Source organism: Flavitalea antarctica (assembly GCF_054461535.1).
In genome coordinates, this window is the sequence record NZ_JBTLQG010000068.1 from 1 (window position 1) to 10355 (window position 10355).

The 10355-nt window shown below is 43.9% G+C and carries 11 protein-coding genes; 6 read left to right on the forward strand and 5 right to left on the reverse strand.

Annotation, left to right across the window (positions count from 1 at the left end; genetic code table 11):
- From ACX0G7_RS26905 to ACX0G7_RS26915, 3 genes are all read left to right on the forward strand, one after another.
- Window positions 1-215 (forward strand): hypothetical protein (locus ACX0G7_RS26905; RefSeq protein WP_458926644.1); only part of this gene is annotated, 215 nt, incomplete at its 5' end.
- 86 nt (window positions 216-301) lie between these two features.
- A complete protein-coding gene (locus tag ACX0G7_RS26910) occupies window positions 302-895 on the forward strand; it encodes a hypothetical protein (RefSeq protein ID WP_458926645.1) in 594 nt (197 codons plus the stop codon).
- 169 nt (window positions 896-1064) lie between these two features.
- On the forward strand, window positions 1065-1601 hold the full coding sequence (locus ACX0G7_RS26915) for a dihydrofolate reductase family protein (protein ID WP_458926646.1): 537 nt from the start codon (window positions 1065-1067) through the stop codon (window positions 1599-1601).
- Between the two features lie 58 nt (window positions 1602-1659).
- Here the strand turns inward: ACX0G7_RS26915 and ACX0G7_RS26920 are convergent, their stop codons facing one another.
- Window positions 1660-1800: a hypothetical protein gene (locus ACX0G7_RS26920; RefSeq protein ID WP_458926647.1), complete on the reverse strand. Its 141-nt coding sequence runs from the start codon at window positions 1798-1800 to the stop codon at window positions 1660-1662.
- Window positions 1801-1832: 32 nt separating this feature from the next.
- On the opposite strand from ACX0G7_RS26920, the gene ACX0G7_RS26925 reads away from it, so the two are divergent.
- Window positions 1833-2276 (forward strand): hypothetical protein, encoded by a 444-nt coding sequence (locus ACX0G7_RS26925; RefSeq protein ID WP_458926648.1) that lies wholly within the window; start codon window positions 1833-1835, stop codon window positions 2274-2276.
- A gap of 64 nt (window positions 2277-2340) precedes the next feature.
- Window positions 2341-3438 (forward strand): hypothetical protein, encoded by a 1098-nt coding sequence (locus ACX0G7_RS26930; RefSeq protein ID WP_458926649.1) that lies wholly within the window; start codon window positions 2341-2343, stop codon window positions 3436-3438.
- Window positions 3439-3674: 236 nt separating this feature from the next.
- On the opposite strand, the gene ACX0G7_RS26935 is transcribed toward ACX0G7_RS26930, so the two are convergent.
- Genes ACX0G7_RS26935 through ACX0G7_RS26950 form a run of 4 tightly spaced genes read right to left on the reverse strand, consistent with a single transcriptional unit; the run spans window position 3675 to window position 8244 of the window.
- Entirely contained in the window at window positions 3675-4784 is a 1110-nt protein-coding gene (locus ACX0G7_RS26935; RefSeq protein WP_458926650.1) for an acyltransferase family protein, read from the reverse strand.
- 28 nt (window positions 4785-4812) lie between these two features.
- Window positions 4813-5511, reverse strand: a complete 699-nt coding sequence (locus ACX0G7_RS26940) for a hypothetical protein (RefSeq protein WP_458926651.1) — start codon at window positions 5509-5511, stop codon at window positions 4813-4815.
- Window positions 5512-5545: 34 nt separating this feature from the next.
- The gene (recJ, locus tag ACX0G7_RS26945; protein ID WP_458926652.1) at window positions 5546-7267 is read right to left on the reverse strand and encodes a single-stranded-DNA-specific exonuclease RecJ; all 1722 of its coding nucleotides are present in this window, start codon (window positions 7265-7267) and stop codon (window positions 5546-5548) included.
- Between the two features lie 14 nt (window positions 7268-7281).
- Window positions 7282-8244: a polyprenyl synthetase family protein gene (locus ACX0G7_RS26950; RefSeq protein WP_458926653.1), complete on the reverse strand. Its 963-nt coding sequence runs from the start codon at window positions 8242-8244 to the stop codon at window positions 7282-7284.
- A gap of 205 nt (window positions 8245-8449) precedes the next feature.
- On the opposite strand from ACX0G7_RS26950, the gene ACX0G7_RS26955 reads away from it, so the two are divergent.
- A complete protein-coding gene (locus ACX0G7_RS26955) occupies window positions 8450-10123 on the forward strand; it encodes an OmpA family protein (protein ID WP_458926654.1) in 1674 nt (557 codons plus the stop codon).
- The last annotated feature ends 232 nt before the right edge of the window (window positions 10124-10355 follow it).

A 10355-nucleotide genomic window follows, 5' to 3' on the forward strand; every position in this document is an offset into this window, starting at 1 on the left:
CACCAGATGTATATAGGAAAAAACCTGCAGCAGTGCCAGGACTGATCCGGGCAAGGGTAGATGATGAGACCATATACATTATTATGCAAAACGAAAACAGGATTTTAAGACGGGGGAAGGTTCTGGGCATAGATTTATCTTGCCACCTAAACCAGATAAATCGCTTCTTATTTGAAATTATGATGCTAATATGGCCGTCTACGCAATTAATGTAATTTGGTGTAAAGGTTATTTCTAAATACTTAGGGTTAGCTACTGGAATTTTTTAGATGAGGTAGATGGTAACATCACCGGAGCGAAGATGAGGCGTATGTGGGACCAGGTCAGACCTGCGGATAAAGACTTACTTACGCTCTGGGACGACATCACAATAACATCCGTTGAGACATTTTCCCAGGCTGCAGAGACATTTATGCAAAATATTAAGGATACCCACACAAATGGAGGAGGTCTACTGCATAGATTTAAGCTATCGGGCAACCTGAACTTTGCCTGGTTCGCGTCAAGAAATCGCCTGGATGAAATAGGGTTCTCAGAAAATCTATTAGGTCGACCTGAATTAAAAAACTATCGGGACAACCTACAGATCGCCTTAGTCAAACCCGCAGTTAAAGTGATAAGGAATGCATCCGACATTTACGATTTGCCTGGACAACTAGCCCGAATTCTTGGCCACGGCGGAGCTTATAAGAATGTCAGTAGTGAAGTTGCGTGGAAGATTGCTACGGATTTTGTAAAAGAAGAGTTTCAAAACCGGTTTGATGAAATTCTCAGCATATCAACCTACATCCGGTCCGCAGACTGGTTTTATGATATTTCGTGGGACTTTTCTGTAATGTTGTTTGACAAAAGAAAAAGTGAGATTACTTTTATCGATATTACAGATACCGACTGAACAGAAAGGACGATCCATTAAAAGTATAATGGCGAAAGTAAGGATGCTCATAGATAATGAAACTGTGGTAGTTTTTAACCCGGACAAAAATGATATCCCGCGTTTGTACAGTTAACATGATCCAAGCCAAACCCTATAACATCGTAACAAGAAATTGTAAAGTGACAGCATGAGAAAGATAGTCTATTACGTGGCAAGTTCGATTGACGGATTTATTTGTGGTGTAAATAACGACATCAGTGGATTTGTGGGAACAGGAAATGGCGTAGACAAATATTTGGCAGATCTCGCCGGTTTTGACACTGTAATTATGGGAAGACACACTTATGAATTTGGTTATAATTATGGATTACAACCAGGACAACCTGCTTACCCACATATGAGGCATTTCATTTTCTCTGACAACCTGAAACTTGAAAATCCTGATCCAAAAGTGCAGGTGACAAGGTTGGACCTATTTGAAATCGACAAACTGAAAAGAGAGGAAGGAACGGATATATACCTCTGTGGTGGTGGAATGTTTGCAGGTTGGCTTTTGGACAATCGGAAAATTGACATCCTGAAACTAAAACTTAACCCTTTGATATTAGGAAAAGGAATCAAACTATTTGGAACTTCATCGTCTATGTATAAGTTACAGCTGACCGACAGCTCCAGTTTCGAAAACGGATTGCAAATCATGAGCTTTGATATAATTTACATGTAGAGCTTCTGAAAAAAGGAGCCCCAGGCAAGTACCAATGAAGATTGTTGCACGGGAAATGCTACCACTGTACAGACACAGCAAAGAACGGTGCCTGTGTACACTTGAAGACTACGAGCATTTTATCTTCTGTTGCAAAGATTCCCGCAGTAAGTCCCTGGAAGACTTGCCGGGCATCGAAGCGTTCGAGGTAAACTATCATTTCAAATTTTTTGGTGACTAAGTATACATTTTATGAAAAAAAAGATAATGCCGGTGCTCATTCCCCTGATAATAGTGGGAGCAATGCTAACATATTGCTGGATAAGTTTTATAACAACTGATTACATCGCAACCTGGCGCCATTACGCGGGGCTTTTGATGTACTTGATCCTGGTGGCTGTTTTGTTTAAAAACTTACAATACGCTACGATCTTACTGGGGTTATACCTTCTTTTTGCGGCGTTTGCATTAATTGCGATAACACCAGGTATTACAACTTCATGGGTTAAAATCGGTCCCATATCAACACCACCTGTACAGTTGCTATCATTGGGAATATTTATCTTATATGCGATCCTCAACTTTTATCCACTTGTTGACTGGTACTTAGAGTACACAGAAAGGCAGGCTGAGAGGAAGAAACCCCGCGCAGGAAATGGCAACCCGGTCAAAGAAGCCAGTCAACAGAACTCTTAAAAAGCGAGGGTTTCCGGTTTCCTGAGATATAAGGGCAACACTACTTATCTCGCAATAAAATGATATGCTAAGATCAAAACAATTTATATACCTCATTCTCGCATTCACATTTTTTTCGTGCGACAAGGACGGCACGTATCCCTATGCCATTAAGGACTTCCGCGAAAAACTTCAGCCGTACCTGAGAAAAGTAGTTGACGAAGGAATCGTAATGCATAGTGACAGCGTCTTCAGACATATGGCGACCGATGCAGAACTTGTCCGTCTTGGCAATTCGGAGCATCCCATTATACGAACCGCTGCTTTCCGCGAAATGCTGCAACGAAAATCCTTTGATCATTTCGACATAATAATGGGGCACCTGGACGACACTGCTCTTGTGTTCACTGATGCCGGGGAGTTTGGTATCTGGGACAGAACCGTTTCTGATGACATTTTGCAGGAGGCAGGTTGGAAAACCGAAGAAGCAAAAAATAGAACGATTGAACAAGTGCTTATCAAACACAATTATTTAAGATCCGCATATACTATTCTACAAGGACTGGAGCCACAGGAAAAATATTACCCCTATATCAAGGATATGGCAACAAGACCAAGGCAGGTAGATCCCTACTATCAGTATGAATTACGTTTTGATGACATCGAGTTTGCACTCTACGAACTTTCTAAATTCAGGAAGAAGGAAGATGTGCAAGTCATAAAGAAAAAATTAATTGAGCATGCCAGGGAATTAAGCACGGTATCGTTCCGGTTAATGGAAGAACTTCCCGACACGGCATATATTCACGTTCTGCGGGCTTATCACTTCCGGAAATTTTATCAGTTCTCAGGTCATAGACCGGGAGGATTTACCGGGTATAACGCTGACAGGGCCGCCCCGGAAGATTTCATCCGCGCCCTGGTAGTGCAACAAAATGAACAGAGTGCCGGTTTATTAGACACTATGTTGATGTACCTGCCCAGCAGAACACGTCTGCCGGATAAACAAAATATCATTGATGAAGTAATCATTGCCATCTGGGAGCATCCTTGCCCGGCCTATGCAACACTTCGCAAAAAAATTAGACAAAGGGCCGAGAAAATTATGGAGCGCATGATAATAATTCCAAACTCGACTTTACCTCCCATAGATACAACCGCAAGGCTATTTCGTTGGAATTAGTAAGTTATCAAAAGCACAGCTAATGAAGCTAAACTTGTTATTTCAACTTAACCGTGCCGGGTGTCTGTGCAAAAACTACTATAAACTTTGTTTCCTTTCCGCTGGTATAGCATGATATTTACATGTTGTCGCATAATCCTAAACGTTATACATTAACTGTGTACCAGGGAACGATCGGAACCAGATGCGATTTTTGTCGCTTGAAGAAATGGTGGCAGCAAATTCCTGGGCAAGAATTACCGACCTGAGTTATCGACCTGCTTGTTGGATCTTAAGACAGTAACTGTCTTAAGTGATGAGGCAGGTAACTGCCGGGAGGGAAACCAGCGGTCCCTGATCAGCAAAAAAGGCCGTTCAATAAATGTGTAAGAAAGGGTGGCAAGAATGATGGTCAAAACAGCAGAAAGCAACCAGATCAGTAATGAACCTTCGTTTGTAAATTTTGCCAGCGGTATGATCACGCCACTTAAATGGATCAGGTAGATCGAGTAAGAGATCCGGCTTATAAAAGGCACTAGTTTGATCTTTGTAGAAAAGCGGTAATAGTTTAGTGCAAACACTATCATCGCTGTTCCCGGGCCGTTCACCAGAAAATATCCCTGTGATGCGCTTTTTATTTTTATAAATGCCGCTGCCACACAAAACAGGCCGCCCGCCAGCAATAGGCCGATCGCCATTTTTTGAGTTACCTGAAAGTTTTGTTTGGATAGATAAGCCGCTATCAATCCGTAAGCCGGCGCATCGAAATGCGCCAATACAGAGATGCATCCCCAGTCCATACAACCTGGATAAAGCCATCTAACGGTCACCTGTACCAGGATGACCGACAATACTACCGGCATAAATCTTATCTTGAATAAATACGCGACAAATAAAACCAGCGGGAACAAAAAATAAAACCACTCCTCAATTCCTAAACTCCACGATTCACCAAAAAAAACAGGTGGTGGGGTAGTCAAATTTTGCAGGAACAATAAATACCGCCAATCGAAAGCAACAGGGTAGATCGATTGATTATACGCAAGATAGTAAATGAAGTACAGAACAAAATACAGCGGCAAAGTTCTGAACCACCGCCTCGTCCAGAAATTAGCGAGCTGTTGAAATGAAACATTGTCGTGATTAAACAGATCTATCAACATTCGTCCGATCAAAAATCCGCTTAATGAAAAAAACAGTTCAACGCCTGTAAACACACCGTACCATAAATAGGGAATGCCCGATGAATAAAGCGTGAGCAAACTATGCGAAAAAAATACCAATGCAACTGCACAGGCCCGTGCAAGATCGAGGCCGTAGTTTTTTGGTTTGATGCGTTCTTGAAGGTGGAATTCGGGCAATGTCATCAGGAAAATCGAAGATAGAATAATATTATCAACCGAAACTATGACCGTCTGATTTCCCATCAAACTCCAGCACCGTTCCCTGCTGGTAGGTAAGTCTCTGGATATGATAGATCTGACGGAATCCTTTGTCGAAAAACAACTGTTTATACACATCATTGATATAAACGATAAAGATCTTTCTCGGTGATCTTTGATAACTCTCCATGATATTGTCAATCACCTCTTCCATCGGATCCTCTTTGAACGGATTGAAAAACAAAAATACCGTTGCATCATCGGTGATGGTCATATCCTGCGCACGGTTGTTGACAATCGAAAAACTGACATATTGGTGATAATACTTACAATTTAAAATATTGCTTTCGGCATCTTTCGCAAGCTCATAGATTATTTCAATGCCTGTAAGTTTTTTGAAACCATAAGCCATGGCCACCGCAAGTGCGCGGCCCTTGCCACATCCAAAGTCGTAGATGCGGCCGGTCCTGGCTGACTGCGGGAGGGCCGCCAGCACTTTCTCGAGTATATAATAGCTTGCCGGCTGGTAAGCTTCCGCATCCGCGAGATCCTCTTCATCTATATCATATTGCCAGAGTGGTTCCGTACCGGTGGTATTGATGCCATATTTTCTTTCACCGATGATCTCATGATAGATAGTGAAAGCCGCCAGCTGAAAATCCCAATGTTTTTGAATGAAGCGGAAGTATGTGAGATATGCCTTGAATTTCATTTGAGCTCGACCATTTGCGGTACAGAATTGATCATTACGATAAGCGGAAGTCAATAACCTTTAATTGTAATTTCTTTTCATTGTTCCATACATTTTCTTCCAGCGTAAAGACAATATCGATAGGGGAGTTCAATTGAAGTAAGGAGAACTTATCGGCCATACCAAAACCAATACCATCAAACATATATTCATCCTGCTTAACAGAAAAACGAATATGTGTTTCCTTTACAATCTTTGAATAGCCGGTATCCATCACGTTACGCACCAGGAGAACCGGACGCATGTTTTCAGGTCCGAATGGTTCCATCTGGCAGATGATGGAATGGAACTGCCTGGTAAGATCTTTCAATTTTACTTCGGCATCAATCACGATCTCAGGCACCAGCATCTCCGCGGTAATAGAAGCAGAAACCACTTCTTCAAAACGCGTACGGAACGCATCTATCTTATCGATCTCCAGCGTCATACCCGCGGCATAAAAATGCCCGCCATAACCAAGCAACAAGTCTTCACATTGCTGCAGGGCTTCATACACATTAAAACCCGAAACGGATCTTGCCGAGCCCGCAGCATATTCTCCCGATCTTGTTAATACAATGGTCGGGCGATAATAATGATCTATGAGTCTTGAAGCCACGATGCCTACGACTCCCTTGTGCCAGTGCGATTGATACACAACGGTCGATTTCATCGACACCATGCTGGTATCTTTAAGGATCATCGCCAGCGCCTGTTCCGTAATATATTTATCCGCTTCTTTTCGTTCGGTGTTGTCGGTCTGCAGCACCTCCGCATAAGACTTTGCTTCATGCAGGCTGTTGGCTATAAAAAGCTGCACGGCTTTTTTGCCATCATCCATCCGGCCCGCAGCATTTACCCTCGGCGCTATCAGGAAAACAAGGTTGGTAATAAATAATTCCTTATCAAAACCACTCAGCTCCTTAAGAGCCATGATGCCGAAATTAGGATGTTCATTCGCTTTCTTCAGGCCATAAAATGCCAGCACCCGGTTCTCACCCATCAGCGGCACAATATCCGCCGCAATGGCGGTGGCCACCAGGTCCAGGTATTCATAAATGCTTTCTTCTTCAAGACCAATTTCTTTCACCAGCGCGGTGATGAGTTTGAATCCGACACCGCAGCCACAAAGTTCCTTGAACGGGTATTGACAGTCTGCCTGCTTGGGATTTAAGATAGCAACAGCATCCGGCAGCCGTGGATCGGGTGTATGATGATCGCAGATGATAAAATCTATCCCCAGTTCTTTTGCATAAGCCACCAGGTCAATTGATTTGATACCGCAATCAAGGGAGATGATGAGCGTGAATCCGTTTGCGGCGGCGAAGTCGATGCCGGCTTTTGAAACACCATAACCTTCGCGGTAACGATGGGGTATATAATAATCTATGGTATTCGGCGGGGCGATCTTTGTGAGAAAACGGTACATGCAGGCGACCGAAGTAGTGCCGTCCACATCATAATCGCCAAACACCAGTATCTTTTCAGCAGTTCGGGTGGCACGAAGCACGCGGGCCACGGCCAGGTCCATATCTTTCATCAACATCGGATCGTGGAGGTCCGACAGGCTGGGCCGAAAAAAACTTTTGGCCTTATCATAAGTATCGATGCCGCGCTGGTTCAGGATACGGCACAATACAGGATGGATCCGCAGGTCCTGCTGCAGCCGCCGGGCGCCTTCTTCATCTCCTGTTATGATGTTCCATCTTTTCTTCATGCCTGCTTTGCTGATGATCATGTCGAAGGTGTGGATCAGTAATTACGGTCTGTTGTGTACCGCACCAGTTCTTCCAGACCTTTTACTACTTCTTTGTTCCCGAATTCATTCAATAATGAAAGCGCCGTGTCGCGGTACCCGTTCATCTTGTTTTCTGCGTAGGCGATGCCCCCGGTTTCTTTCACTTTTTCAATCACCTCCCGGACTTTATCGTTATCCTTATTCTGGTTTTTTATTATATATATAAGTTTTTTACGGGTTGAACGGTCAACATTGTTCAGCGTATATATTAATGGTAGGGTGAGTTTCTTTTCCTTGATATCGTTGCCTGTCGGCTTCCCCACATCAGCCGAACCATAATCGAAAAGATCGTCTTTGATCTGGAAAGCCATACCGACATTCTCACCAAATAACCTGACTTTTTCCGCAATGATCTCATCATGCGAAGTAGAGTAGGCGCCTGCAGAGCAGGCAGCAGCCAGCAATGAAGCGGTTTTGCTCCGGATGATCTCGTAATAGATAGATTCATCAAGATTAAGGGAACGCGACTTCTCGATCTGCAGTAATTCGCCCTCGCTCATCAACCTTACTGCATTGGAAAGTATCTGCAGGATACGGAAATCATCGTGATCCAGTGAGAGCAGTAACCCCTTCGCTAAAAGGTAATCCCCAACCAGCACGGAGATTTTTGTTTTCCAAAGAGAATATGTGGAAAAAAAACCACGGCGTTCCAGCGATTCATCCACCACGTCATCATGAACGAGCGTGGCGGTGTGTAATAATTCAACAAGCGAAGCGGCGCGATATGTGGATTCGTTTACTTCCCCACAGAGTTTGGCCGCGAGGAAAACAAACATTGGCCGCAGTTGTTTGCCCTTCCTGTTCACAATAAACTGCATTATCCGGTCAAGAAGGGGTACCTGGCTTTTCACCGCCTCTTTAAATTTCTTTTCGAACACCGGTAACTCCTCCTGTAACAACGACTGTGATAACTTCATGGAACGAAAATGGTAGGGCAAAATACTGTAAATTATAAGTTAATTTTCCAAGCAACTTTTTTCATGGAATTGGTGTCTGAAACGACGAAACCTATTAATAATCAATGATCAGTTGCTTAAAAAAATTTGTTAATTAGGTTCGAATAGATATTTTTGCACAAATTAATGCATTTAGCATTCTCAATCCTTCACATAAAAATTAGTTATGGCAAGCAAAAAGTTCTCAGTTTTAATCGGCTTACTGTGCTGTGTGGCATCTGGTGGCTTTGCCCAGATCGGTGGTGGCAGTGGCAGTTATGATGTCCTGGATTCCTCTGTCGTCCCCTCCAAAAGATTACCCCAGCACACAGAATTCATGAACAACGCATATCCATTCCCGGCTAAACCCAGGAGTCAATCAGAACTGGGTATTAAGTTAGGAGTTTCCAGCATTGCCGGAGATGTAAGATCCCGTTTCCCGGGATTCGGAGCCGGATTGCACTGGCGCAAGGCTTTGGGTTATGTGGTTTCAGTAAGAGTTGAAGGACAGTATGCTACAACAAAAGGCATGAACTTCCAGCCTTCTACTTCTTATACCAAGAACTCTGCATGGTCAAGATACGTGACTACTGGTAACCCAACGGGCGGACCGGTTTTCTACAACTACAAAACAAATATGTATGAACTGGCTGTTCAGGGTGTATTTACTTTGAACAACATCCGTTTTCACCGTGCTAAAACAGGCTTTAACTTCTACGCACTTGCCGGTATAGGTGGTCTGATCTTCGATACCAAGATCGATGCATTGAACGGAAACACTCCATACAACTTTGCAAGCTTACCAGGTTACAGCGGTTGGCAGTCAACCGGCTTCCAGTATGAAGACAGGAAAGACATCCGCAAAGCACTGAAAGATTTCACAGACGGAGATTACGAATCTCAGCCTGATGATGACAAATCTCAGCCAAAATTATTCGGCGAGCCTTTCAAACCAATGGTTAACGTTGGTTTAGGTATGGCTTTCAAACTTAATAAGAAACTCAGCCTTGCTATTGAAGACAAGGTGACCATCGCTAAAACTGACCTGTTAGATGGTCAGCAGTGGCAGGAAAACGGTCCGGGTAACTTTACCGCTCAAACACGTGATAATGACTGGGCTAACTTTTTATCAGTTGGTCTGAACATCGCACTGGGTGCTAAATCTGTTGAGCCATTGTGGTGGGTTAATCCATTGGATTATGCTTACAACGAAATCAACCAGCCACGTCACATGAAACTTCCAAAACCAATCCTGGATGATGGAGATGGTGATGGTATCACAGACCAGTTTGACCAGGAGCCAAATACCCCTGCAGGTACTCCGGTTGACGCTCATGGTGTAAGCCGCGATACTGATGGTGATGGTGTACCAGATTCAAAAGATAAGGAACTGATCACTCCAACCCAGTGTCAGCCGGTAGATGCTGATGGTGTTGGTAAATGTCCTCCACCAGATTGTTGCAAACTGATCGACTCTATCATGCAGTACGGTCTGAAAGGTAAATGTAACATCGGCGACCTGCCAAGCATCACTTTCAGGGCTAAAACAGTAACATTAAGCAACGACGCTAAGGCAATGCTTGCTTCTGTAGCTCAGAAAATGAAAGATAACTCAGAGTGCCGCGTAGCTGTAACAGGATATTGCGCTTCAAGCAAATCTGACCAACAGTTAAGCTGGGATCGTGTAAATGCTATCATCAATCACCTTGTTGAGAAAGAAGGTGTAAGCGCTGACCGCTTCGTATTCAAATACGGCCAGGAAGGTGGTGATTGCAACACAGTTGACCTGAGCGACGGAACACAGGAAGAAGGTCCTACAACAGTACCTGCTCCTCACCCGAACTTAAGACGCAGAAGATAATCTGAACCGCACCTGGTAGTTCCAAGATTGAGAATGGAATCAGGGCGATGGGTCCGGCAGAACAACAAAACGGACCATCAGGTTTAAATCAATAAAAAGGAACCCTCCCTCGCGGAGGGTTTCTGTATTTTGCTTATCCTCGGTGCTTCGACTGTGCATCGCCCGACGTAACGAAGCGATTGGGCCTCGCCCGACGTAACGAAGTGAAGTCGGGCTTCCCCCACGTACGGAA

Coding starts and splice junctions, on each gene's coding strand:
- ACX0G7_RS26910 (WP_458926645.1), top strand. CDS start 302: ATGAGGCGTATGTGGGACCAGGTCAGACCTGCGGATAAAGACTTACTT.
- ACX0G7_RS26915 (WP_458926646.1), top strand. CDS start 1,065: ATGAGAAAGATAGTCTATTACGTGGCAAGTTCGATTGACGGATTTATT.
- ACX0G7_RS26920 (WP_458926647.1), bottom strand. CDS start 1,800: ATGATAGTTTACCTCGAACGCTTCGATGCCCGGCAAGTCTTCCAGGGA.
- ACX0G7_RS26925 (WP_458926648.1), top strand. CDS start 1,833: ATGAAAAAAAAGATAATGCCGGTGCTCATTCCCCTGATAATAGTGGGA.
- ACX0G7_RS26930 (WP_458926649.1), top strand. CDS start 2,341: ATGCTAAGATCAAAACAATTTATATACCTCATTCTCGCATTCACATTT.
- ACX0G7_RS26935 (WP_458926650.1), bottom strand. CDS start 4,784: ATGACATTGCCCGAATTCCACCTTCAAGAACGCATCAAACCAAAAAAC.
- ACX0G7_RS26940 (WP_458926651.1), bottom strand. CDS start 5,511: ATGAAATTCAAGGCATATCTCACATACTTCCGCTTCATTCAAAAACAT.
- recJ (WP_458926652.1), bottom strand. CDS start 7,267: ATGATCATCAGCAAAGCAGGCATGAAGAAAAGATGGAACATCATAACA.
- ACX0G7_RS26950 (WP_458926653.1), bottom strand. CDS start 8,244: ATGAAGTTATCACAGTCGTTGTTACAGGAGGAGTTACCGGTGTTCGAA.
- ACX0G7_RS26955 (WP_458926654.1), top strand. CDS start 8,450: ATGGCAAGCAAAAAGTTCTCAGTTTTAATCGGCTTACTGTGCTGTGTG.